The 25,244-nt window shown below is 44.3% G+C and carries 22 protein-coding genes; 12 read left to right on the top strand and 10 right to left on the bottom strand.

Features of this window, described 5'->3' with window-relative positions; translation table 11 throughout:
- The first annotated feature begins 17 nt into the window (after window positions 1–17).
- Window positions 18–2,396 (top strand): helicase-related protein, encoded by a 2,379-nt coding sequence (locus tag ACVA58_RS19025; RefSeq protein ID WP_446511937.1) that lies wholly within the window; start codon window positions 18–20, stop codon window positions 2,394–2,396.
- 144 nt (window positions 2,397–2,540) lie between these two features.
- Here the strand turns inward: ACVA58_RS19025 and ACVA58_RS19020 are convergent, their stop codons facing one another.
- On the bottom strand, window positions 2,541–2,837 hold the full coding sequence (locus ACVA58_RS19020) for a DUF3861 domain-containing protein (RefSeq protein WP_446511936.1): 297 nt from the start codon (window positions 2,835–2,837) through the stop codon (window positions 2,541–2,543).
- Between the two features lie 54 nt (window positions 2,838–2,891).
- On the bottom strand, window positions 2,892–3,383 hold the full coding sequence (locus ACVA58_RS19015; RefSeq protein ID WP_446511935.1) for a DUF2798 domain-containing protein: 492 nt from the start codon (window positions 3,381–3,383) through the stop codon (window positions 2,892–2,894).
- A 100-nt stretch (window positions 3,384–3,483) separates the two neighbouring features.
- On the opposite strand from ACVA58_RS19015, the gene ACVA58_RS19010 reads away from it, so the two are divergent.
- Window positions 3,484–3,918, top strand: a complete 435-nt coding sequence (locus ACVA58_RS19010) for a MarR family winged helix-turn-helix transcriptional regulator (RefSeq protein WP_446511934.1) — start codon at window positions 3,484–3,486, stop codon at window positions 3,916–3,918.
- A 96-nt stretch (window positions 3,919–4,014) separates the two neighbouring features.
- Entirely contained in the window at window positions 4,015–4,383 is a 369-nt protein-coding gene (locus tag ACVA58_RS19005) for a hypothetical protein (protein WP_446511933.1), read from the top strand.
- Window positions 4,384–4,500: 117 nt separating this feature from the next.
- Here the strand turns inward: ACVA58_RS19005 and ACVA58_RS19000 are convergent, their stop codons facing one another.
- The 3 genes from ACVA58_RS19000 to ACVA58_RS18990 all read right to left on the bottom strand — a co-directional run bounded on the left by ACVA58_RS19000 (window position 4,501) and on the right by ACVA58_RS18990 (window position 6,449).
- Entirely contained in the window at window positions 4,501–5,130 is a 630-nt protein-coding gene (locus tag ACVA58_RS19000; RefSeq protein WP_446511932.1) for an SGNH/GDSL hydrolase family protein, read from the bottom strand.
- A 129-nt stretch (window positions 5,131–5,259) separates the two neighbouring features.
- Window positions 5,260–5,721: a tellurite resistance TerB family protein gene (locus tag ACVA58_RS18995; RefSeq protein WP_446511931.1), complete on the bottom strand. Its 462-nt coding sequence runs from the start codon at window positions 5,719–5,721 to the stop codon at window positions 5,260–5,262.
- A gap of 194 nt (window positions 5,722–5,915) precedes the next feature.
- Window positions 5,916–6,449, bottom strand: a complete 534-nt coding sequence (locus ACVA58_RS18990; RefSeq protein ID WP_446511930.1) for an LA_2272 family surface repeat-containing protein — start codon at window positions 6,447–6,449, stop codon at window positions 5,916–5,918.
- A gap of 181 nt (window positions 6,450–6,630) precedes the next feature.
- On the opposite strand from ACVA58_RS18990, the gene hrpA reads away from it, so the two are divergent.
- Both hrpA and ACVA58_RS18980 read left to right on the top strand, forming a co-directional pair.
- Window positions 6,631–10,545, top strand: coding sequence for an ATP-dependent RNA helicase HrpA (gene hrpA / locus ACVA58_RS18985; protein WP_446511929.1), 3,915 nt, complete (start codon window positions 6,631–6,633; stop codon window positions 10,543–10,545).
- Between the two features lie 305 nt (window positions 10,546–10,850).
- Entirely contained in the window at window positions 10,851–11,648 is a 798-nt protein-coding gene (locus ACVA58_RS18980; protein WP_446511928.1) for a hypothetical protein, read from the top strand.
- 34 nt (window positions 11,649–11,682) lie between these two features.
- On the opposite strand, the gene ACVA58_RS18975 is transcribed toward ACVA58_RS18980, so the two are convergent.
- Window positions 11,683–12,609, bottom strand: a complete 927-nt coding sequence (locus ACVA58_RS18975) for a LysR family transcriptional regulator (protein WP_446511927.1) — start codon at window positions 12,607–12,609, stop codon at window positions 11,683–11,685.
- The gene (locus ACVA58_RS18970) at window positions 12,606–13,610 is read right to left on the bottom strand and encodes a LysR family transcriptional regulator (RefSeq protein WP_446511926.1); all 1,005 of its coding nucleotides are present in this window, start codon (window positions 13,608–13,610) and stop codon (window positions 12,606–12,608) included. The genes ACVA58_RS18975 and ACVA58_RS18970 overlap by 4 nt, the downstream gene beginning before the upstream one ends.
- 166 nt (window positions 13,611–13,776) lie before the next feature.
- Between ACVA58_RS18970 and ACVA58_RS18965 the strand changes: the two genes are divergently transcribed.
- The 5 genes from ACVA58_RS18965 to ACVA58_RS18945 all read left to right on the top strand — a co-directional run bounded on the left by ACVA58_RS18965 (window position 13,777) and on the right by ACVA58_RS18945 (window position 19,896).
- Window positions 13,777–14,814, top strand: a complete 1,038-nt coding sequence (locus ACVA58_RS18965) for a DUF1214 domain-containing protein (protein WP_446511925.1) — start codon at window positions 13,777–13,779, stop codon at window positions 14,812–14,814.
- Window positions 14,815–14,898: 84 nt separating this feature from the next.
- Window positions 14,899–15,738, top strand: a complete 840-nt coding sequence (locus tag ACVA58_RS18960; RefSeq protein WP_446511924.1) for a hypothetical protein — start codon at window positions 14,899–14,901, stop codon at window positions 15,736–15,738.
- Window positions 15,739–16,060: 322 nt separating this feature from the next.
- Complete coding sequence (locus tag ACVA58_RS18955) at window positions 16,061–18,487, top strand: DMSO/selenate family reductase complex A subunit (RefSeq protein WP_446511923.1); 2,427 nt, start codon at window positions 16,061–16,063, stop codon at window positions 18,485–18,487.
- A gap of 10 nt (window positions 18,488–18,497) precedes the next feature.
- Entirely contained in the window at window positions 18,498–19,115 is a 618-nt protein-coding gene (locus ACVA58_RS18950; RefSeq protein ID WP_446511922.1) for a DMSO/selenate family reductase complex B subunit, read from the top strand.
- Between the two features lies 1 nt (window position 19,116).
- A complete protein-coding gene (locus ACVA58_RS18945; protein WP_446511921.1) occupies window positions 19,117–19,896 on the top strand; it encodes a dimethyl sulfoxide reductase anchor subunit family protein in 780 nt (259 codons plus the stop codon).
- Between the two features lie 82 nt (window positions 19,897–19,978).
- On the opposite strand, the gene ACVA58_RS18940 is transcribed toward ACVA58_RS18945, so the two are convergent.
- Window positions 19,979–21,181, bottom strand: a complete 1,203-nt coding sequence (locus tag ACVA58_RS18940) for a multidrug effflux MFS transporter (protein ID WP_446511920.1) — start codon at window positions 21,179–21,181, stop codon at window positions 19,979–19,981.
- 13 nt (window positions 21,182–21,194) lie between these two features.
- Between ACVA58_RS18940 and ACVA58_RS18935 the strand changes: the two genes are divergently transcribed.
- Window positions 21,195–21,323, top strand: coding sequence for a hypothetical protein (locus tag ACVA58_RS18935; protein ID WP_446511919.1), 129 nt, complete (start codon window positions 21,195–21,197; stop codon window positions 21,321–21,323).
- A gap of 331 nt (window positions 21,324–21,654) precedes the next feature.
- Here ACVA58_RS18935 and ACVA58_RS18930 read toward each other — a convergent pair whose 3' ends face one another.
- Both ACVA58_RS18930 and ACVA58_RS18925 read right to left on the bottom strand, forming a co-directional pair.
- Window positions 21,655–22,959, bottom strand: coding sequence for an inosine/guanosine kinase (locus tag ACVA58_RS18930; protein WP_446511918.1), 1,305 nt, complete (start codon window positions 22,957–22,959; stop codon window positions 21,655–21,657).
- A gap of 315 nt (window positions 22,960–23,274) precedes the next feature.
- Window positions 23,275–23,970 (bottom strand): DUF2786 domain-containing protein, encoded by a 696-nt coding sequence (locus ACVA58_RS18925; protein ID WP_255042984.1) that lies wholly within the window; start codon window positions 23,968–23,970, stop codon window positions 23,275–23,277.
- 274 nt (window positions 23,971–24,244) lie between these two features.
- Between ACVA58_RS18925 and ACVA58_RS18920 the strand changes: the two genes are divergently transcribed.
- Window positions 24,245–25,207, top strand: a complete 963-nt coding sequence (locus tag ACVA58_RS18920; RefSeq protein WP_446511917.1) for a hypothetical protein — start codon at window positions 24,245–24,247, stop codon at window positions 25,205–25,207.
- Window positions 25,208–25,244 lie beyond the last annotated feature (37 nt).

Below are 25,244 nucleotides of genomic sequence, written 5' to 3'. Positions count from 1 at the left end.
TGAAATAAAACCCTATCATGTCTATCTCATTGCCTATTGACTCGCTCAAAGCCGAGTTCCTTGCTTCTCTTGAACATTCTCACCTTGTCGTATCGGCAGAAACCGGATCGGGCAAGTCTACTCGACTACCTCTATGGGCTGCAGAGCGCGGACGCGTTTTAGTGGTTGAACCCCGAAGAGTCGCGTGTCGATCATTGGCTGAATTTGTGGCTGGTGAAAAGACTGAAAAAATCGGTGAGTCAGTGGGTTATGCAATCCGCTTTGAGAATTATTTTTCCGATGACACGCAGGTTGTGTTTGTCACACCCGGGGTCGCATTACGTTGGCTGAGTGAAGATGGGTTAGCAAGTTTTACCACGGTTATTATTGATGAATTCCACGAAAGGCGTTGGGATACTGATTTGCTGTTGTCGATGCTCAAGCAGAAAGACAATCACCGATTGGTAGTGACCTCAGCAACCTTGGACAGCGAACGACTGGCGACTTACCTTCAAGGTGAGTGTTTACGGGCTGAAGGGCGAAATTTCCAGGTAACAGTTGAACATATTGCGACCGATAGCCGCAACATGCCAGACAGCCGCCATGTTGAAAAGAAGGTTAAAGAAGCAGTCGTAACCCGGTATGAAGATCATCAAGATATCTTGGTGTTCTTGCCGGGCCGAAAAGAAATCGCGCAATGTCTTTCGACGCTGAAGCAGGCTTTGCGAGATCACATTGAATTGGGTGTGCTCGACATCATTCCTTTGCATGCTTCGGTCAGTGATGATGAGCGTCATCGCGCGCTGACCGAAAGTGATAAACAGCGGATTATTCTGGCTACCAATGTAGCGGAAACCTCGCTGACGATCCCCGGCGTGACCTTGATTATTGATACTGGTCTAGAGCGCCGAACTCACCAGCGCAATGGCCGAACAGTGCTGGGGTTACATGCGATTTCCAAGGCCAGTGCCGAGCAGCGAAAAGGGCGGGCAGGGCGAGTGACGGACGGTACGTGTGTCAGGTTATATGGCAAGGCTGCACCGCTTGAGTTTATCACCCCTCCAGAAATGCACCGTGAAGAGCTCGTTGAGTCCATGCTTGCAGCAGCCTGCTGTGGTTACCCATTCGAGACCTTGGGCTTTGTTGATACCGTACCTGAAAAATCTATGTTGCTTGCTAAGGATAAACTTTTGCAAATGCAGGCAATCAATAATGACGGGGCGGCGACAGAGCACGGGAAAATCTTATATCCACTACCCATTGATACATTGTTTGCCCATCTAATCACGGCGATGCCTGATAAAGCCAGCCGTGAAGCCATGGTCGATCTTGCTGCCTCGCTGAGTGTCTATCAGAGGGTTTGGCAGATGCCGTCGGGTGAAGAAGCCCGTGAAAAACTGGCGCAATGGGAACCAAAGCACTGTGACGCGATGGCGCTTATTAAGCTATTGCGCGGTAGTGAGCCGGAATGGCTAAGTTTTGACAAGGATGTGTTGGCTGAAGCGAGAATGCTATCTGAGCAGATGCGTGAGGCCCTCGGGTTGCCAGCACTTGAAGTGGCGTCTTCGGTAAAAAGAGATGTATGGCTGATGGCAGTAATGAAAGCGGCTCCTGAGTTGGTTTTTGTCTGTCGTCAGAAAAGGCGGCAGGCATTAGGCAATGGTTTTAGTGAAGTGAGTACAGGTCGTGAGAGTCGCTTCCCTGAAAATGCCGAAGCTGCGATTGTGTTTGACCAGTTTGCGTTGCCAGGTAAAGGGGTTAAACAAAATTTGGTGTTGGCTACATGTATGGCACCAATCACTTTTGATTTGATGAATCAGGTCGATATGGGGGAAGCGATCTTCGGCGAAACGCGTGTGTCGGATGACGGTTGTTTGGTTGAAAAACAGCAGGTATATGCCGGACGCGTGATTAAATCTGACTGGGTAGCACCGGAAGGGGCCTCTGCTCACGATACATTTGTCGATATGATTCTGGCTGGTTTAATTTTGCCTGGGTTAAGCGGAAAAATCACAGCTGATATCCATCAATGGAATTTGTACTTGGCTATGGGCAAATACCAATCTGATGTGTGTACTCGTGCAGCACAGCCTGTAGAAGTTCGCCAATGGCTTAGTGAGCAAATAGAAGCGCTTGGGGTCGAGTCAGCTGAAGACTTCGAGTTATTCACGACTGATGACTTCATTTTTAATGGTATACCTGATTGGGAGCGCGCCGATTTTGACCAAGCCTATCCTTACAAGGTTTTGTTGACCGATCTCACCATGCGGATTGAATACCATATAGCCCGAAAACTGGTATTGGCCGTCCATGAAAGCGGGAATCGCAAAGCCGATCCAAAGCGCTGGGAACTGCCACGCTGGCAAGGGTGGAAGGTACAATATCGTAAAGCCAGTCGGACGATTGATGTGAGGTAGTAAGGTCAGTCTATGGTATGGGGCAATTTGTAGCGAGCTCGCTAGATGCTACGATTAAGTTGAGTCATGGCTTGCTGTATAAACCTGAAGCTGCCTATATAATGCCGATGGAAATTGGGCAGCTTGGTTTTTCTATATTTAAGATTAACTGTTGTCTTTCAACTTGCTTTTCAAATTCTGCATGAATGTTTTGAAGTGCGGGAAGAAATCTACAAATACAGGGTGCTTACGGTCTTGCATCATCGCAGGACCAAGTAGACGCAACGCAACACCAACACGGGTAGACGTTTGCTCATCCAAGCCGCTGCCTTGCTTTAGCTTTTCAACAATAGCAAACATATCTTCGCGGTCTTGCATTTCAAACTGCAACGTTTGTGCGCTGTTTTCACTTTCAGTATTTGTGTGCTCGATAGTAATACGGTAGTGGTTTGACTGTTTCATGTTTCTCTCCAGATTTATCAATGCTTCATTCGCCAATTTATTCAATGGAATAACTTAGCTTTTTAGAAATCGTTCGATTTTCGGTTTAATTGTTAATGAGATCAAAGTGATCAAAGTTAGGCCAACAGGCAGGGCTGCAAGAAAGCCTTGTAGCCAACTATGGGTAAACTGATTTACGTCGCTAAAACCAATGTTATTCGCGGTCGTCGTAAAGGCCATAATAGACTCCATAATTACGGCCATACTCAAACCCACGACGAGGTTTCGTTTATGCTCGCTTGCATTTGGCATAAGCTTGGTAATGAGTTTGGTGACCAATGTCATCATGACCATCCCGATTGGCATCATTAGCAGGACAGTTTTAAGGAATGAAGTTAGCCAGTCTATTAAGAATGTGTCGGTGAAACCGACGTTCGTGTATGTCATGACTCCAGTCAAAGTGCCCCCCATCAAAGTCATCATTCCTAACACTACCAGTACCTTGTAGATCAAAGGTGTTTTCGTTTGAGTGGGAAAGGGGGCTGTCATTGTTGTTTCTACAGTCATCTTATTCTCCAGACTTGAATTTGCTCTCAATTAAGTTGATAATGTCAACTATAGTGTTTTGGTTGATAATGTCAACTAAATTTTATTTAAGGAGACCTGGATGTCAGAGTCAAAGTCACTAGAAAGCGTATTTCACTTAGTCCATATGCTAAAGCGCCACATGCATGAACATATTGAGCAACTGGATTTGAGCATTACGCCAATGCATATGCGTGTACTGAAAATTATCAAGAAAAAACAAATATGTACTGCTGTTGATATTGCTCAATTCTTAAATCGCGACAAAGCTCAGGTGACCCGTTTGCTCAATGAATTGATTAAACAGAGCTTGATCGAAAAAGTGCCAAACCCAGAAGATAAACGAAGCCAACGTTTGTTGGTTACTAGTGAAGGCAGTAAGATTTTGGCGAATCTAGCCATTATTGATGGTCAGATGAATGAGAAAATGATGAAAGGGATTAGTAACGAAGAGCTGAAAGAATTTGAGCGCATCACGGGGGTGATGACTGAGAATCTAGCAAAAAAAGAGCATTAAGTTAGATATCAAATAGATATTGACATTACTTTACCTAAAAAAACGTTATTTTAAATAAATTAATGTACAGTGTTCATAACAGAAAAGAGGTCCGTTATGAATTTACATCCGTATGCTAAAAAAGGTGGTTTAAATCCACATACAGTGAAATCTATTGTCACAGCCTTTGTGATTGTATGTGGCTTGGGTATGTCTTCGGGAGTTGAAGCAAAAAAGCATAACCACAATCCTAACAATAAAAGCAATAAGGTTACCGTTGTGAAAGCACCTGCAAAAAAGTCACCAACAAAGGTCGTTGTTGTTAACAAAAAACCGGCTCCATCACATAAACATTATCAACGAAATAGTTTGCCTAAGATCGCAACATTTGCGGTTATTTCTGGGGTAAGTTATGCGATCGTTGATAACTTTTACTATAAACGTCAAGGTGATAGCTATATTCATGTGGATAATCCACGCAGGTAGTGCAATAGAGCCAGAAGTCAGATATCTCTAGCTTCTGGCTGGCATCACGAGGTTAAAAAAATTTCTACAATGATATTGTGTTTTCCATATCCTATCGTAGATTCTTTACATGCTAACTTATGTTGTTGGCAGTAGAGTAGGTATGATCTCTGCTAACTTTGTTGCAAACTTCTGATGTTGGTCAACTTGCCAATGAATACCTTCTCGTTCACATGGGGTGATGAAGGTTGCTGCATCTAGAAAATGGCAGCCTAATTCTTTTGAGCGTAGCGCATAGTAATGAGAAAGCTCTTTCGACTTCGCTTCAGCATTAGTAAAGCCTTCTTTCAATGGGTCCACTTCGTATACATGAGCGGGAGAAACCAACAAAACTTCAGGTGCTTTTGGCATAAATGAATGCTTAAAGTTCTGTATGACCTGAACTAAACGTGCAGCACCTTTGGATATATCACTGGCGGTGACATTGAAGCGAGATTTAAGATCGTTAGTGCCAAGTAAAATTACAACGAGATCAGGATGGTGGCTCTCCAGACAAGGCAAAAGGTAATCGAGTCCTTTTTTACCTGGCTCATAAGGATCCTCAAGCACTGTTGTACGGCTATTCTGACCTTCTTCAATTATTCGGTAATTTGGTGCTAGATGTGACTGGAGCAGCATTGTCCAGCGCTCATCAGTATTGTATCTGCGTGGTAAATCAGGAGAACAGCCCCAAGTATTCGAATCACCAAAACATAAGATTGTTTTCATTTGCTCACACTAAGAATTATTTGAGAAACATTTGAAATATAATAATACAAAACGGTTTGGCCGTTGTCACTCACTTCTAGTTCACAAGTGCTTAAAAATAGATACTTAAAGATATTCTATGGTTAGGTGTTAGTTGTCCTTCAAGCTTTTCTGCACCGCTAATTTCGCACGAATAAATTCGGAGTGGTCGACATAGATCAGTTCGGCCACTTGGCGGATCACTGCTTCTTCCATCGGATCTAATACACCGTCGGCATAGGCAACCTGCCACATAGCTTCAATAAGCTCATAACGCTGCTCTGCTTCTAAGGTGCGTAGTTTACTTGTGAAGTCGTACAGGGATACGGATGACTTACTTTGCATTCGCGCTTTATCCAGTAGCGCATCGGCATTCTCTTCACTGATATCTAGCAAATAAACAAGCTGGTGGCGCTTGGCTTGGATTTCTCTTGGATCATCACTGTGATCGGCATTGGACACCTCACAAAGCAGGCATGCCATGGAGAGGTGAAGGGTCGGGGTATCTACAGCGCCGCCATCAGTTCCTTCATTCATGACTTGGCGGAAAATCGTACGCAATTGTTTGAACATGCTGAGCCTCAAGTTTCATTTCTATTAAGTATATGACTCTTTAGATAGGCTTGGAGTTCCTTACGCACTGTTTAGTTGGGTGTTTAGTCAGCAGTTATTCAACAAAAAGGGTCGGAGAGAGGGGGCAGGAATTACTGAAAAATAGCAGTCTGGAGTCTTGGCTCCGGACTGCAATCATTTATCAGTATTGGTAATTAGAAACGGGCGTTGATAATCGGGAATACTGGGATATCTTTGCTGATGAAAGTACCAGATTTGTCATAGTTGATTAGACCAATCTGAATACCTTTCTCAATGCGGTCAGTGGCGTTGATGAAACCAAACTGAAGACCGTTTAGGCTACCTGCGTAGTTAAGCGCACCAAACTGAAGGCCAGTGAATTGGCTGCCTGTGTAGTTGGCAAAGCCAAAATCTGCACCTGTTGCTGTGTTGTCGTTCCAGTTAGCTAGACCGAATTTAACACCGGTAGAGTCACCCGTAACACGGTTGGCACCAAACAGAATACCGAAGCTCAGACCTTTGAAAGTCTGAGATTCAGCCAAACCTAGCATAGGTAGCTGGAAACCCGTTACAGATGGAGTCTGTCCGTAAAGAAGAGAAGCACGGAAACCATGAACATTGCCGTCAGGCAGGTTGTTGCCTGGTACTGAAAGCTGTACAGGTTGGTTAGCAAAAGCAGGTGATGCCATCACAGCTGCAAGCGCAAGGCTAACTAGTGTTTTTTTCATTATTTTTACTCTATATATGAAGTTGCGACAAAATAATACCTGAAGACATAAAACTGCTGCAAATTATGTCATACATTTATTCTGAAATTGGGCTGCAATTCTCGTATGCCGCAAAACCAGAGAATTGTGGTAGAATTCGTCCAATTTTGTGAAATACCCAGCTGAAATATCAGGAATTCCATTGACTCAGTCGAATACTCCTCAGGCTAACGTTTTAAACAACGACAAAACCCTTAAAGCCGCGATTAAAGATTGCATGATTCGCGATCAGTTTCGTTTGCACAAGCGCGTGCAAGGTGCGGCCAGAATCAAGAAAGAGCAGGCAAAGCATGCCGTGTTTGATGAAATTGCACTAGACATTGCCAAGTCGATGCAAACCGTTGAAATGCGTACTACCCAGCGTCCGAAAATCTCTTATCCAGAGTTGTTGCCGGTCAGCCAGAAAAAAGATCAAATTGCCGAAGCTATTAAGAACAATCAGGTCGTGATTGTTGCCGGTGAAACCGGTTCAGGTAAAACGACCCAGCTTCCAAAAATCTGCTTGGAGCTTGGGCTTGGTACCAAGGGCATGATCGGCCACACTCAGCCACGCCGTTTGGCGGCACGCTCGGTAGCGAGTCGTATAGCTGAGGAGCTTCAGTGTGAATTGGGCTCGTATGTTGGCTATAAGGTTCGATTTAACGATAAAGTATCGGATCGTAGTCAGGTCAAGCTAATGACTGACGGTATCTTGCTGGCCGAAATTCAGAACGACCGCTTCTTGAGCCAGTATGACACCATCATTATCGATGAGGCCCACGAACGCAGTCTAAACATCGATTTTATCATGGGTTATTTGCGTGAATTGCTGCCAAAACGCCCTGATTTAAAAGTCATTATTACATCGGCAACCATTGACCCTGAGCGTTTCTCTAAGCACTTCTTCAATGCCCCTATCATTGAGGTGTCAGGGCGTACTTATCCTGTAGATGTCCGTTACCGTCCAGTATCTGAAGACAGCGAAGACAACGACCGTGATCAGCTTCAAGCGATTTTTGACGCGGTTGATGAACTTTGCGATGAAGGGCTAGGTGACATCCTGATCTTCATGAACGGTGAACGAGAAATTCGTGATACCGCCGATGCACTAGAGAAGCGAAACCTGCGCGATACCGAGATACTGCCACTTTATGCCCGATTGTCGGCAGGTGAGCAGAATCGCGTGTTCCAGTCTCATGCTGGCCGCCGTATCGTACTGTCGACTAACGTGGCTGAAACCTCGTTGACGGTGCCGGGCATCCGCTATGTTATCGACCCAGGTACTGCGCGCATTAGCCGTTATAGCTACCGTACGAAAGTACAGCGTCTTCCTATCGAGCCTGTTTCACAAGCGAGTGCTAATCAGCGTAAAGGTCGATGTGGTCGTGTGGCTGAAGGTATTTGTATTCGTCTGTACTCGGAAGAAGACTTCTTGTCTCGCCCTGAGTTTACCGATCCAGAAATCCTTCGTACTAACCTAGCATCAGTTATCTTGCAGATGACGGCAATTGGTCTTGGTGATATTCAAGCTTTCCCATTCGTTGAAGCGCCAGATAATCGCAATATCCAAGATGGTATCCGCCTGCTTGAAGAGTTAGGTGCTATTAATCCCAAGGCAACAGATCCGCGTAAGCGCTTGTCAGTGATTGGTCGCCAGTTAGCCCGTTTGCCGATTGACCCACGGCTTGCCCGTATGGTGTTGGAAGCGCCTAAGAATGGTTCATTGCGTGAAGTGATGATCATTGCTTGTGCACTGTCTATTCAAGACCCGCGTGAGCGACCATCGGACAAAAAACAAGCATCTGATGAAAAGCACCGTCGATTCAATGATAAAGAGTCGGATTTTGTGACTTTTGTTAACTTGTGGGACTACATTCAAGAACAGCAAAAAGCGCTGTCCGGTAATCAGTTCCGCCGACAGTGTAAGAAAGATTACCTCAATTACATGCGTGTACGTGAGTGGCAGGATATCTACTTCCAAGTTAGCCAAGTTGTCAAAGAGCTTGAATTCCGTATCAATGAGCAAGAAGCAAGCTACCAAGGTATTCATACTGCAATTCTTGCCGGTATGCTTTCTCATATTGGTCTAAAAGATCAGGAGAAGAATGAATACCAAGGTGCCCGTAATGCACGCTTCAATATCTTCCCGGGCTCAGGCATTTTCAAGAAACAGCCCAAGTGGGTAATGGTCGCCGAGTTGGTGGAAACATCACGCTTATGGGGCCGTATTGCGGCTAAGATCCAGCCGGAATGGGTTGAGCCGCTAGCGGAGCACTTGCTGAAACGTAGTTACAGTGAACCTCACTGGGAGAAGAAGCAGGCATCTGTCGCTGCCTTCGAGAAAGTGACGATTTATGGCATTCCGGTAGTTGCTAAGCGGAAAGTCAATTACGGCAATATTGATCCTGTTATCTCTCGTGAACTCTTCATTCGCTCGGCATTGGTAGAGGGGGATTGGGATACCAAGCACAAATTCTATCAGCAGAACCGCAAGTTATTGCGTGAAGTTGAAGAGTTGGAGCACAAGTCTCGCCGCCGCGATATATTGATCGACGATGATGAGCTGTTTAACTTCTATGATCAGCGTATTGAACACACTGTGGTATCTGGCCGTCATTTCGATTCTTGGTGGAAGAAAGCCTCGCGTGAAAATGCTGAATTGCTTAACTTTGAACGTGAAATGCTGTTCAAGGGCGATGCAAGCCATGTTACCGATTTGGATTATCCTAACTTCTGGCATCAGGGTAACTTGAAACTTAAGCTGAGTTATCAGTTTGAGCCAGGTGAAGACAGTGACGGTGTAACGGTACATGTTCCGCTACCTATTCTAAACCAAGTAGAACCCGACGGCTTTGATTGGCAGATCCCAGGCTTGCGTCAAGAGCTGGTGGTGTCGCTAATTAAATCGCTACCAAAACCGGTACGTCGTAACTTTGTGCCTGCGCCCAATTATGCTGATGCGTTCTTGTCCCGTGCAGAAGCAATGGCCATGCCGCTGCTTGACTCGATGGAAAAAGAGCTCAAGCGTATTTCTGGTGTGACGGTATTGCGTGAAGACTGGAACCTTGAACAGGTACCGGATCATTTGAAGATCACTTATCGTGTTGTTGATCATCGCAACCGTAAACTGCGTGAGAGTAAAGATCTTTATAGCCTAAAAGATGGCTTGAAAGAGAAGGTTCAAGAAACGTTATCGAAAGTGGCCGACGATGATATCGAGCAGGAAGGATTGAAGACATGGAGCTTTGGTCAGTTACCTGAACGCTATCAGCAAAAACGCGGTGGTTTTGAAGTGAAAGCTTACCCTGCAATCGTCGATAACAAAGATTCTGTCGGTATCAAGCTGTTTGAGACCGAAGAAGAGCAGCGTACAGCCATGCAGCAAGGTCAACGCCGTTTGGTTTTATTGAACGTACCTTCACCGATTAAATATCTGCATGCTAACTTGCCGAACAAGTCGAAGCTGGGCTTGTACTTTAACCCTTACGGGCGAGTGATGGACTTGATTGATGACTGTATCGCTTGTGGTATCGATAAATTGATCGATGAAAAGGGCGGCATTGTTTGGCAACCTGAAGCGTTCGAAGTGTTGAAAGAACATGTGCGTGGAGAGCTCGGTGATACGGTAGTGGATATCGCCAAGCAAGTTGAAGAGATCCTAACCACAGCATTCAATATCAACAAGAAACTCAAAGGCCGTGTTGATCTATCGATGGCCTTTGCGCTGTCTGACATTAAGGCGCAAATTGAAAGTTTGATTTTCAAAGGCTTTGCGACGGAATGTGGTTGGAAGAAGTTGCCTGATATTCTTCGCTATATGCGGGCTATCGAGCGTCGAATGGAGAAGTTGCCAATCGATCCGAATAAAGACCGTATGCATATTCTGAAAATCGAATCGGTGGTTTCTGATTATAAAGAGCTACTGAATAAGATCCCTAAAGGTCAGCCTGTCCCTGAGAAGGTGAAAGAGATCCGCTGGATGATTGAAGAGCTTCGTGTGAGCTATTTTGCCCAGCAGTTGGGTACCCCTTACCCGGTGTCGGACAAACGTGTGCGTAATGCGATTAATGATTGTTAAGTAATTCTGCTTGTTTCATGTGATGAAAAGGCAACCCACTTGGGTTGCCTTTTTTATTGGGGAAAATGCTATGTGAATTAAAGGACTTTTTTAAAGCGTTCTGATTCCATTTAAGAAAATCCATTCGTCGTTTAAATTACTTCTATCGAAATGAACAGGCCGCAATAGCGAGGTGTTTCGCTAACGATATATGGCAATAAACCTGCCATCACTACTCAAAAGTATTCAAGGAAAATTCGCACAGGGATTGTGCCTCTTAATTGCGAATTAAAGCAGAACAAAATTTAAAGCTATAGGCACAAACAATGAAAAGCAGCAAAACGATTCTTTCTCTTAGTCTTATTACGGCGATATCATTTTCAGCACCTGTATTGGCTTCAGACACAGATGTTCAAGATATGTCAGACCCACTTGCTGTCTACACGCAAGCGGGTATTGGCTATACAGACAAAGGCTTTAATTTCAAAGTTGGTCAAACGTATGATACTGGCAGCGATACCACCATGGGTATGAATGTGGTTGAAATAAAAGGGGTTGCCGGAGATGCGCTAGGCTGGAATGGTCGTGGGGCTGATGACAGCATAGACTCTATCCGATACCGTAACTTCAATGTTGATTTGACTAACGGGCGTGGTGCACAGCTGGATGTTAATGTGGCATTTACGGAAGAGCAGGGTACACAAGGGACAGCGTCATATAGTTTCATTCAAGCTCTGCCAAAGATGGGACCGGTAAACCTTTACCCCCTAGCTGGTGTTGGAGTCGCATTTGGTGAGACGTTGGACGGCAGTGGGAAAGGTGCAGATTCAGCTCAAGAGCGTTGGGACTTGCATGGCAGTTTTTATGTGGTTGGGCTATACGGCAAGTTAGAAATTACAGATAAAATTTGGCTGAATTATAACCCTATGTATATGGGAACAATGTCGGGGTCAGACACCTTCAAGAACTATGGCTTGGAAAATGACGATAGTGTATTACTTCATGAAGCCGCATTGAGTTACCAAATAAACCCTCGTGCTAATGTTCGTTACTTTGCCAACTGGAGCGAAAATACAAATTATGCCAATGGTGATCATAGGATAGAAGTTAACTATCAGTTTTAATGCAAAAGCCCTCAGTCAAAGAGGGCTTTTTGTATTAATAAAGTTCATCAATTGCTTCTTGTATCACCTGGATCAACCATTGTGAGTAAGGTGTTACCTTTAATTTATGAGAGAGGTAACAGGCGATGGGAAGGTGATGGACATCTTCCCAATGGTTTATATCGACCAATACCAACTCTTCAAACAACTCTTTTTGAACAACTTCGCTGACCACCATAAAACTAGGTATTTTACGTACCGTTTCTAGGCAAATATCAACTTTGTCGGAGCGTAATAATATTTTAGGGGTCAAACCACGTTTTTTAAAGTGTTTAATTAAAAGACTTTCTTTTTGATTGAAACTTGGCTGAATGGCTAAGACTATTGGATAGTTAGCAACTTCATGAGGCGTGACAGATTTATTCTTTGCTAATGGACTATCTTTATGAAAACACAATTTGAATTCAGGATAACAAATTGGAATTTGGGTAATGTCTTTTGATAGTTCTAATGGATAGAGATTGATACCTAGATCTACAGTGCCTTGCTTGATATTTTGCTCAGTAATAGGAGACCAGTTTTCTAATACCAGAGTTGCATTTGGGGCCAATGAATGAATTTTCTTAAATAGGTTTGCCATTATGCCGTAACTCAGTACTGAGTTAATTTGAATTTTTATGTCTCCAGTATAATTCTCGGGGTTAAAGTCACTTAGTCCACCATAGAGATCGTCTAAACAGCTCATAACGGTAGGAAGTCGATTCAGTAATCGAACACATTTTTCTGTAGGCTCTAAACTGTATTTTTTGCGGATGAACAAATCGTCATTGAATTGCTCCCTTAGCCTGCTCAACGCCTTGCTAACGGCCGATTGTGTGATGTATAGGCGTTGAGCTGCTTGTTTGCTGCTCTTCTCCTCTCCAAGCACTTTGAGTAGTTTTAGGCTATTAAAGTCAATCTTAAATAAATCCTCGTCTTTCATGATTGACCGCTCTTGTAGTATTCTGGGGTGAGTCTTGGATAGGTATATTGGTGCTGTGGGTTTTTATACATCAATGTAAGGTCATTTATCACCTCTGTTACTATCTGGATTAACCATTCGGAATAAGCGGAATCTTTTACTCTATTATTAATAAAGTATGCGATTGGATAATGTTCGACATCATCAAGGTGATCAACATCAATTAGAATTAAACCTTCCTCTTCCATGATAGGGCTTACTATTTCACTTACAGGGCATAGGCTATTAGTCATCTTGATCACCTTGCTACAAACTTCTAATTTGTCAGTGCGAAGCAGGACGTTAGGAATATAACCACGGCGCTTTAAGTAAGTTTCAATATAATTTTCTTTGTTATTATATCCTGGCATGATGGCCAATACTAACGGTGAATTAGCGATATCATCTAATGTTATCCTATCTTTTAATGCAATTGGATTGTCTTTGGCACAGCATAGTTTAAATTTTGGATAACAAAGTGGCTTTTGAAAGATTTCTTGTGAGACATTTATAGGATAGAAATTGATTCCCAAGTCTATTTGGCCGATTTTTATCTGTTGCTCTGTATTGTATGACCAATCTTCAAATTGCAGTGTTGCTTTGGGAGCAAGCTGATGAAATTTTTCAATCAGAATACTGGTTAAGGGATGACAGAGTGAGGCATTGATATGAATCTTAATGACCCCGTCGAATTGATCTGGTTCGAATGTATGGTTATCCCTAAAGAGTTCTTCGATTTCACTTAGCACATGAGGAAGACGGGTAAGCAGAAGCTCACATTTCGGTGTCGGCTCTAAACCATGGAGTTTTCGAGTAAATAATGGGTCATTAAACTGCTCTCTTAAGCGTTTCAATGTTTTGCTTACAGCCGATTGACCCACCTTCAAGCGTTCTGCTGCTTTATGTGTGCTGCTCTCTTCGCCAATAATTTTCAATACTTTCAGGCAGTTGAAGTCTAGCCTGAACATATCTTCATCATTCATTTTTCATCCCTTACTTTAGGATTCTGTCTTTAGCATATATGAATTTTAGGACTTTTTAAAAGTATCTTGATTCCATTTGAGAAACAGCACTTGTCGATTAAATTACCCCTATCGAAACGAATGAGCCGCAATAGCGCGGTATTTAACAGACGATAAGAGGCACAAAATGTGGAATCTAACTAAATCACGTATCACTTTAGGCGTAGCACTAGCATTATCATTCAATGTTGTAAATGTTGCAGCAGAACCAGCTCCAAAACCTGTAACAGTAGAGAATTTTGCTGAGGTTGAAATGGATGCACGTATATACCGTTTTTTCGACGAGGGTGGAATGAACCATGGTCTGGTTTATGAGGAGCCAACACCAACAGATAATCAGCCTGTTCCTCGAATGAACCGCGATACACTTTATGCGGGCATTCCGGTTGATACCAGTGAAGGCTACAGCATTACTATCCCAGAGCATGCTGATGACAGATATGTGTCTGTTTATGTGTTGGATAATGAGCATAAAACCTTGCATATCCTTAAAGGCGCTGGAACTACTCATACTTTCGACAAACAAGAATTTTCTCGCTGGGTAGTGGCTATTCCTCGTATTCAGCTATTTGATGCGACGGATGAAGCAGATATCGCAATTGCTCGTGATGTGCTTGCAGGCGTGAAGGTTGAATCTGGCAGCATGGAGCCAAAGCCAATGGTTAATTGGGATTGGCAGGGCATGCTTGAGATGCGCTCGACATACGAAAAAGGGATGCGAGATACCATTACTCAGTATCCGAATGATTGGCAAGGTGAAAGAGGAAAGGTCGATCGCTATGAAGGGCATAACATGGCAGTCGCAACATCTTGGGGCTTATTCCCAAGTTCAGAAACGGTGTATATCGCTCAGGCACCTCAACTAGGTACAGACGTATGTTATACCGCGAACTATGAAGTACCAGAAAATGACGCATTTTGGTCCATCACGGTATATAACGATGCGGGTTATATGTTCTCTGACCACAACAATATTAATAGTGCCACGGCAGATATGCACGCAGATGGAACTTTTACGATGCATTACGGAGATAAGGCAGTTTGTGGCGATGTGGCTAACCGCTTGGATACTACCGACGGCTGGAATTTACTAATGCGCGTTTATGAACCCGCTCAAAATATAATTGATGGCGAATATAAAATGCCAGCCATCACTACTCAATAAATTTCAGGGAAAATTCGCACAAGGATTGTGCCTCTTAATTGCGAATTAAAGCAAACAGAATTTAAAAAATTATAGGCACATACAATGAAAAGCAGCAAAACTCTTCTTTCTCTTAGCCTGATTGCGGCTATGTCTCTTTCAGCTCCAGCTCTGGCTTTAGATACAGAGGTTCATGATGCGGATCCACGAAACACATCATGGCGCGGTGGTATTGCATCGGATGATAAAGGCGAAATAAAGCTCGTTGCTGGCGGTGGTTTTGATAACTTATACGGTAATGGCGAATACCAGACACAAACGATTATGATTGGCGAATATTTTACCCAATCAGAAGACTTTAGATTCCGTTTAGCTAATTTTGATGAGCGTTTTGGCGGTGTCTACGCAGATGTTAACTTAACGGATGCTGCAAATTTCTACACAGCAGGTTATATGCTCCCTTTGACCGCAACCAATGGCAAGACGCTATTCTTCCCGTCCGTCAATTATTCCTATGTTGATATTGATACTGATGGAATAGCCAAAGGATTTAACGGCGAAGCCAATAACAGTATGCTGAAGGGGTATTCGACAGGTACAAATAGCATGACTATTAATGGGGCTGATGTAAAACAGTTGCTTGGCGGTGACCACGCACATATGGCATCGGTTAACCTTTATGGGCTTCAGCCTTGGAATGATACCCACTATACCGTGTTTCAAGCATTTGGTGGTTCAAGCTACGGTGGTGTAGATATGCAGATGGTCGATTTGGTGCTACTGCAGGGCATCCGTACACAATTGGGTGATGCGGTGTTCAATATTTACCTTGAAGGCAAATATACCAATATTAAAGTTAATGATATCAACGATCCGACAGGTAGTATTGACTCTTTACGTGGAGAAGAAACCAAGGTTTCAGTAGGTTTTGACTGGCGTTTCTAAATAATGTATTCCCAATGGTGAAAAACGAATAATTGTCTCATTCTAAAAGAATCGTCTTACAAGGTCATAGTGCAGTTGCTATGGCCTCTGGGGTTATAAAGTTTCTTTTATTCAAAGTTAACTTTGTAATTAATTATCATTTGTTGTTTTTCTGATTTATTACAAATATTCCGCGAGCGAATATCTGCTGTTGTTAGTGATCGTAATACCACTTTGTGGTTATGAGATCTTGTGCTGATAAATCTGTTGATATTAATCAATGCTCACAATGTCAGCCGCCGTAATCTGATGTGAGAATTTACAAAAAGTTAAGGCGGTGGCAATGGATAGTCATAAATTTAATGCCTTCATGAAGGGATTGTCTCGTAGGCAGTTTCTTGGGCATTCGGCCAAGGCAGGGGGAATGGCAGCAATTGCTGCGAGTGTCCCACTTCCTTTCTCTAAAACAGCACAAGCGCAGACACCAGCGAAAGGCACAGAAGAAAAAATCTCTTACAGTGCTTGCTTGGTCAACTGCGGTAGTCGCTGTCCACTGAAAGTCCACACTCAAGATGGTGTCGTGACTCAGATTTCAACCGAGAGCGGGATTGACGATGCAGTATGGGGTCAGCACCAGATCCGTCCCTGCCTGCGAGGTCGTTCCGTTAAATGGAAAACCTACAGTCCAGATCGTTTGAAATACCCGATGAAGCGAGTTGGTAAGCGGGGGGAAGGAAAGTTTCAACGTATTAGTTGGGACGAAGCCACCACAATCATTGCTGATAAGCTCAAATACACCATTGAGGAATATGGTAACGAAGCCATTTACTATCAATATGGCTCTGGCTCTACAGGTGCCAACCTGTTGGGGCGAAATGCCAACAAGCGCTTTTTGAATACCATTGGTGGTTTCTTAGAGCAGCACGGCACCTATTCGACCGCACAAATATCAACGGTTGAGCCTTACGTTTACGGTAGCGGCCAAGGTAGCTTGATTTCAAATATTGCCCATTCTGATCTGGTTGTGATGTTCTGCCAGAACTTGGCTGAAACCCGTATGTCGGGTGGCGGTCAGATCGCAGAAACATTTGAAGCTCTAAAAAGAAGCAATGCCAAAGTCATCATTATTGATCCACGTATGTCGGATAGCAGCATTGCGTTTGATGCAGAGTGGATCCCAATCAAACCGGGCACCGATGCTGCGTTGGTTGCCGCGCTAGGCCATACGCTGATCACAGAAGAGTTAGCAGATGATGAGTTTATCAATCGTTATACCGTAGGCTGGGATGCCAGTACGTTACCCGGTTCAGCCCCTAAAAATGCCTCTTATAAAGACTACATTATGGGCAAGGGGCCGGATGGTGTTGAGAAAACACCTGAGTGGGCAAGCCAGATCTGTGGTATTTCACCTGTCAGGATCAAGCAATTAGCCAGGGAAATGTCGGGAGCAAAAGCCGCTTGGATTTCACAAGGATGGGGTTTGCAGCGTACCGCCAATGGTGAGCAGTCAGCACGAGCGATTATGATGTTGCCGGTGATGACCAAGCAGTTCGGTAAGCTAGGTACCAATACTGGCAACTGGGGTAGCAGTGTGAAATATGCTGTTCCTGGCTTTGCCACGGCGAACCCGGTTAAGACATCAATACCTTGCTTTTTATGGACGGATGCAATTACTCGCGGGACAGAAATGACCGCAGAGAACAGCTTTATTCGTAACAAGGACAAGCTGGAAACAAACATTAAGTTCCTGTGGCATTTTGCCAGTAATGTCACCATGAACCAGCACTCTGATCTCAATAAAACCCATGAGATTTTGCAAGATGAATCCATGTGCGAGTTTATCATGGTATGGGATCATCACATGACGCCTTCAGCACGCTATGCAGATATCCTGCTGCCGGATGTCACCACGCTGGAAACCAGTGACCTGATAGATAACTCCTACGCGACAGGGGCCTACCACTATGTAACCCGCCTGCAGCCAGCAATTGAGCCCCTGTGGGATAACCGTCCGACTTACGATGTTTTGGCGGATATTGCCAAGAAAATGGGGACTCATGACGCCTTTACCGAAGGTCGTACTTATGAGGAGTGGATAGCGCATAGCTATCAGGGCTTGCGCAAAGCGAATCCACATTTACCGGAGTACGACAAAACTGATGGAATGGGCATCATCGACCGTAAGTTGGCGAAGAGTGAAGATCATATCGCGCTGAAGGCATTCAGAGAAGATCCAACCTCTAACCCTCTAAAAACACCGTCTGGAAAAATTGAGATGTATTCAGAGCGCTTGGCGACGATTGCCCAGACCTGGGAGTTGCCAGAAGGCGATAAAATCACCGCTGTTGCTGAGTATTGTGAGAGTTTCGAAGGGTTGGGTGACCCAGAGCGAATGAAGCAGTACCCGTTACAGATGACAGGTTTCCATACGAAAGGTCGCACACATTCGACTTACCATAATGTGCCTCAGCTTCGTGAAGCTGTACACGATGAGGTGTGGATCAACCCTGTGGATGCGGAATCGAGAGGGTTGACCCAAGGTGATCGAGTGCTCGTGTTTAACGATCGTGGCCAAATTCATATGCCGGTAAAAGTCACTGCACGGATCATTCCGGGGGTCGTCGCCGTTCCGCAGGGGGCATGGTACCAACCCAACAAGAAAGGGATAGATGTCGGAGGGTGTATTAATACATTGACGACACAGCGGCCTTCTCCTTTGGCAAAAGGTAATCCGCAGCATTCTAACTTAGTGGAAATCCAAAAGGCTTAGGGGGTGAGTAATGGCGCAATATGGATTCTATATTAATTCGGCAAAATGCACCGGATGCAAAACGTGTTCGGTGAGTTGCAAAGACAAGAAAGATTTGGATGTCGGTCCTAAGTTACGCCGTGTTTATGAATACGGTGGGGGAACCTGGGTACAAAGAGACGGTCTGTGGCAGCAGGATGTCTATAGCTATTATGTTTCGATAGCTTGTAATCATTGTGATGAACCGGCTTGTGCTCAAGGGTGTCCAACTGGCGCGATGGCAAAGCGTGAACAAGACGGACTTGTTGTGGTCGACCAAGATCGCTGCGTTGGTTGCCGGTACTGTGAAATGCGCTGCCCTTACGGTGCACCTCAGTTTGATGCTGAAAAGAAAGTCATGAGCAAATGCGATGGCTGTTTTGATCTACTAGAGCGGGGTAAATCTCCTGTATGCGTGGAGGCCTGTCCGCAACGGGCGATTGAGTTTGGTCCGATAGCTGAATTAAGGCAGAAGTATGGCCAGTTAAATGAAATAGCACCATTACCGAATGCAAGTTTAACTAAGCCTAATTTGGTTATTCATCCGCATTCAAAATCAAGGCCAAGCGGCGATAAAGCAGGTGCGATTCAAAATAGGGCGGAGGTGTAATATGCATGAATTACCTTTGGTATTTTTTACCGTATTGGCCCAAGCAGCAGCGGGCGCTTATTTGATTTTGCTATTGAGTCAGTCTTTCAATGGCATGAATGAGCGAAAGCTGTCTATTGGTATTTTGGTTTCAATGGTGTTGTTGTCTGTCGGGATGCTGGTTGGTATGTTCCATCTTGGTATGCCAGTCCGTGCCTTAAACCTTCTTGCCGGGGTTGGACGCTCACCAATGAGCAATGAAATATTGCTTGGTGGGGCGTTTGCAGGTTTCGGTTTATTGGTCAGCTTGGCTGGTTATTACGATAAAGGCACACCGGGACAGCGTAAGGCACTGCGATGGATTACGGCCCTTTTTGCGATTGCTTTTGTTGCAACCATTCCCAAGGTATATCAATTAAGCACAGTAGCAGCGTGGGATACGTCGCATACTACCATTCAAATGCTGACAACTGTCTTTATTACTGGTGGTGCATTAGCGGCAGTATTAGGCGCATTTCGTCATGGTGTCGCAGTATCAATTGCAGCTGTATTTGTCACGTTAGCATTGCGGTTTGACTATATTACCTTTGTCACAGGGGTAGAGCCTATTCTCGCCGCAGAACAAAGTAGTCTTTGGGTGATACAAGCTACAGCACTATTAGTTGGTGGAGGCTTGGCGCTGTTTGCGCTGTTGAAACAAAAAACAGCTCAGCCTATCTTGCTGTCAGTGTGTGGTTTGGTAATTATTGGTGAGCTTATTGGCCGTGTCAGCTTTTATAACTTGTGGGCAATAACCATGTAATTATCAGTTAGACATGATAATACATGCCAAAAAAAACAGGCCAAGGTGAAAACCTCGGCCTGTTTTATTAGGTTAGATCTTATTAATCTCTAACCAAATTATTGGTAACGAAGGGACGATTTCTTGCTAGCAGCCATAGGAAGCCGCCAGTGATACCGACAATCAGTTGAATGATGCCGAGATTCTCAATCAATGAATCAGGACGAGTGGATACTAAGAACATGCCCAGCGAACCACAGATCATGGCACAGAATTGAATCAAAGCCACGGCAGAGCCCGTATCCTGGTCTTGTTGGTCGAGCATTAAGTTGGTACCGGGGACTCGCATTGTGATCACCATCAAGGTTGCTGGTGCAGCAATACACGCGAACACAATAGGTGACAGATGACCAATAGTAATGGTTAATACACCAGCTGTAGCAAGAAGGAAGAAGCACAAGGTGATGATTTTCTGGACAGGGATCAAGCGGGATAGCTTCATATATATCGTCGGGCCCAATGAGGCACACAAAGCATTAAACGCAAAGGCGTAGCTAAATTGCTGCTCAGTAAGCCCAAAACCGTTAATGTAAATGTATGAACCTGCCGCCAGAAATGCCATTAGTGTCATTGGCGCAATGGAAAAAATGGCCAGTAAGGCAACAAACCTTGGATTTTTTAATACCACGCCAAGTCTGCTCCAAGAGCGCAAGATTGACCCGTCGTATTTAGCCTCAAGCGTCTCTTTATAGCAGAACGCCAGTAAAGAGGCGAAGACGCCAAATGCGGCAAGGGTCACGAACATCATTCGCCAGGACGCGATTTTAAGCAAAAAGGCACCAAGAACGGGGGCGACCATAGGCGCGATGATGACTAGTGACATGATGGTCGCCATGATTTTTTCACGCTCGCGTCCATCAAAAAGGTCTTTGACGATAGCGGTTGCGACAACAGTGATAGCACTTCCTGCGAAAGCTTGAAGTATCCGCGCACCAATTAGTTGTTCGATACTACCCGCCATTGCACAAAGTATGCTGGCAACTATGTATCCGCTGATGCCAACAAATAAGATCGGCTTTCGGCCAAACTTTTCGCTCAATGGTCCCCAAAATAGCAGACCAACAGCATAAGTGATGAAATAGCTGCTGAGCGTTAAGTTGACCATAGATTGATCGGTATTGAACACATTGACCATCTGCGGTAATGCTGGCAAGTATAAATCAATCGTTAGTGGCGGAAAGGCACTGATAATAACAAGGAAAAATAACGTACCGGATTTCCCCAGTATCGGTTGGGATTTCTTCAAGTGGATGCTCTCAATGTTTCACCGACAGAAGCATGTCAGTAAGGTGGATTCGTTCGGATTGAATTCGACAAAGCAGAATTTGGTTGATTATATCAACTATGTGGTGTTGGGTGTTGATGTCAATCAACCGAGGGAAGGTTAAGGGGAAACTTACTAGCGGTACTTTAGTCTTGGTATCGATTTACCTGCATTAGTTGTTATGGTATCTGGTGCTGTACTCTTCACGTGTACATTGATATTCAATATCGTTTTGCATGCAGTAATAGGGTGTCTCCATCGAGTCCATGTTTGATACGACCAGCCAAAATATGGCTACTTGGACGAAGCCGACTAATGCTATGAGTATCGTAAGTACGAATATTATTTTTTTGAATATACTGCTCATGCTGGGGTACACTTTTTAACTCAGTGATTATTTAGCGCATAAAAAACGGAGCAAATGCTCCGTTTTTTATGTTTAGCTGGTGACGAGATTAACGCTCCCAGTAAGCTTCTTCTAGGCAGTCTTCACGCTCTGGCAGGCCACGAGATAGGCGAGGGGCGTGCTGGGTCAATACTTCATAGCTCACGCGGTTTGAGTATTGGCAGATCTGAGAGAAAGAAGAGTAACTCAGGAATTCACCGATGTGCTTGCCTGAGTTTGGTACGTTTGCTTTGTGGAAACGGTTGGCAGACATGTCATGCAGCAATGCAGACAAGGCTGCATCACCAGCTCCGTTGGTGTTTTTTATTTCCACCGGGCCGCCAAGATATGGCGCAATGTGAGAGTAAACGCGGATTGGGTTTCCACATGAGTCTTTCTTCATTGGACGGCTGAATTCGTATTTGTTGAAATCAGCAATACGGCCAGGAAGAAGTGGCAGCGTTGATTCGCGCTTAAGCTCTTCATCGGTATAACCGGCCATATAAAGGCCAACAGGGCCTGCGGTACACAGAACAAGGTCTACCCATTCAAGTGCTTTGTCAGCAGCAATCAAAGGATCTTTCTCGCCAGTAAGCGCTTCTGCTTCTTCTTCGTTCATCGCCACACAGGTTACGTGTTCTTTTAGGAACTCGATCCACCAATCCTGCATGCCTTCAATAACGTATTTTGTACCTAGGGTCAGCACAACAGGTACATTGTTTTTCTTGGCATGCTCGATTGCTTTCAGTGCCGATTCTTTCATTGGATCGCCTGGCTTGCCACGCACCAAGTAAGAAGATAGAACAAGCGCAGAAGCATTTTCAAATGCACATTCTGGCACGAATTCAGGCTTAAGCTGGTTCATTTCCCCTTCGTTGATCGCAAAAGTTCGTTCACCATCTTCGGTGATAAGGGTATAGCAGCGACCAATAGGGCCTTCAACAGGTTGCAAGAAGTCTAGGTCCATTCGGCTAGAGGTATTGCAAAGGTAGCGGTAAGCGTAAGATCCGATCTTTAGATCTTGGCTCATTACGCCAAGAAGAATAGATTTGTCATCAGCCAGAACAGAATAGTTATGAAGGGTGTTACCAATGGTGTCACCTGGGTATTCATGGCTGATAAGGTTGCGTTCTTTAAGCTCTTGGTAAAGTAATTCAGCTTTATCTTCTTCAAGAACAAGTGAATGGCCTTTACTTAGATTGTGACGAGCCAAAAATTCATCGTCGATACGCGCTTCGATATCTACGATAGTTTGGCCGACACCAACAAGGTGAGTACGAGATAGCGGATTTTCTTGCTGGATTTGAGCTACTAATGGATCGCGGGCATTGACTGGAAAGTAATGCTTGGATTTACGCTGACCAGGGAATTTCATGTTTGAAGGCTATCGGTTAAAGGGGATTTTGTTTCATTGTATCATAAAAACGAGATTTACATCCCACTTCATGACGTTAAGATGACATTTTAGGATTGGTTGCTGTTTTTTTGCCCAGGAGAAAATTGTTACCTTGCCGTATTCGGTATAAATGCTTATTTTACAAACAAAAAAACAGCCTCAATATGGGCTGTTTCTATTAAAACGAAAGATAATTATACCTTAGTGTTCATATATCCCCAAGTAGCTATGGCTACCCAGTTCTTTGGATGCAGCGCATTCAAAGTGAAAGTAGGTGCTTCGTTTATCACTGAGTTATGAAAGCAATTTTGGTTTGAATGCTTTCTCGCCTGCTACCGGTCGGTTTACTGAAATTGACCGACCTTTTTTCATCCCTTTCTCGTAGTCATCCGTAAGGGCATTCATGGCTTCTTGCAGTTGCTTCTTAAAGGTCTCACGATCTATGTTTTCGAACTCTTTATCGATGAAGTTAGACATGCGTTTATCATGGTCATCATCGGTATTGAGCTCAGGTAGTTTTTCCAACGCACCTTCAAGCCAACCGGCCAAGAAAGAGTTTACACGACGAGTGACTTCGGCATTACTGGTGCCGGAGCCCTGGAAACTGTTTCTGAATTGACCCGTCTGTTGGTTCATTTCACGATACACAATGTCAAAAGCAAACGCGGCAAAGATTGCCCTTTCTGCAACCCCAATGAACTCAGCTTGTTTGAGCCCTTTGTGGTTGGTTAGAACACATTCAACCCCAAAGCGGCGGTTGATCCCGCGGATGATTTTCAATATCTGCTGGCTGATGTCGGCTGGAAGCAGGGTTTTGGTTTTGGTTTTACCCATCTTGATAAATTCGATGTCATCTTGTTCAAGGCCGTATTTCAGCATCAGACGATGAGCCATCTTAATTGCTTGTGCGGCTTCATTGACGTTTGCAGAGTTACCCAGCTCGAGGCATTTTGCTATTTTTTTGAGCGCCTTTCGCTTTTGTTCAGACATTCGATTGCACCATGATAGAAAAGGGCACACATTTTAACGTTTTCCCTTAGCTAGCACAATTCTCTTTAGCGGATAGTTTATGCAGTTTTTATCTTAATGATATTCGAGTGTAGCGACCGTTAAATGCTTGGTCGATATTTGCACTGTGTCGGCAATGGGGCAGGGATAGCTTGAATTATGATGAGGTTTCTCCTTTGTTTGACCATGCACTGTCTTGAGTCTTGGTGACATGACACGCATAATATTCACAGTTTTTCATTTGGGTATTTTTGCTATGACAGCGACCTACCAATCCGTTGATGTACCTTTCGATTATCGCCATACCTGTTGGTTTTGTGGTGAACCTTATTTTGAATCGTACGCCTTTTTACCCTCACCTAACTATGATCACCAAAAGCTGCCAATCCTTCTGCCTAGTTGCCAAGAGTGTTATGGCATATGCAAAGGCATTAAAGCGAGTGATTTGGAGCTATTGCGCGATAAGGTGAAAGAGCAACTTCACCGTAAGTACCAAAAGCACTTGCAGATAGGGGTGAATTGGACAAAGGAAGAGTTAGAGCAATCAGAATTTGAAGGCAAGGCACTTGAAGGATTTAGAGAAAGTGCCTGGAGTATGTTTGAAATTGCCAAGGAGCGGGTTAACTACCTGGGCTGGCCGTTAACCATTGATGGGTTGCCTGTCGCGAGTATGAGTACCAGTTTCCATGTCCAGTTCGATGGCATTACCTACACTGGCCTCAGCCATGCGGTAGAGCAACTGGCAAAGTCGTACAATATTCCGCAGCAGTACTTAGAGGAAGTAGTGGAAGTCGTAGGGCGTGACCGTTTGTCCTATGCCATACGCTTTGCCAAAGCGACGTACGGGTATTCGACTGCAGAGCGAGCGGCGAGTATTGATAGTCTGAAAGCGTTACTTGCAGAAGAAGCGGCGTTATTATTGCCTGAGCGACAGATAGATAAGGGTATTGATGTGAATATTGGTGATATTGCCGAGTTGATTTTGCATCGTACTTTGATTCCGCCACATGCGACGCAATGGATATTAAAGCAAGGTATCAAGAGCTTGAATCAATTAGCTGAACAAGAAGATGCCTTCTTTGAGCATTTCGGTGCCGATTCTGAGTTGACGGCGTTTACTTATTTTACTGCGATGCAAATTTATCTTGAGCATAGAGAGCTTGAGCCAGAATGGGCGGAGAATCAAGATCCTAATCGGACGTGGTTTGATAAGCTATAGACTGCAATAATTCAGTACGTTACTTAATTTAAAGGCG

The organism is Photobacterium sp. DNB22_13_2 (assembly GCF_052873915.1).
This window is presented reverse-complemented; position numbering and strand designations above follow the sequence as displayed.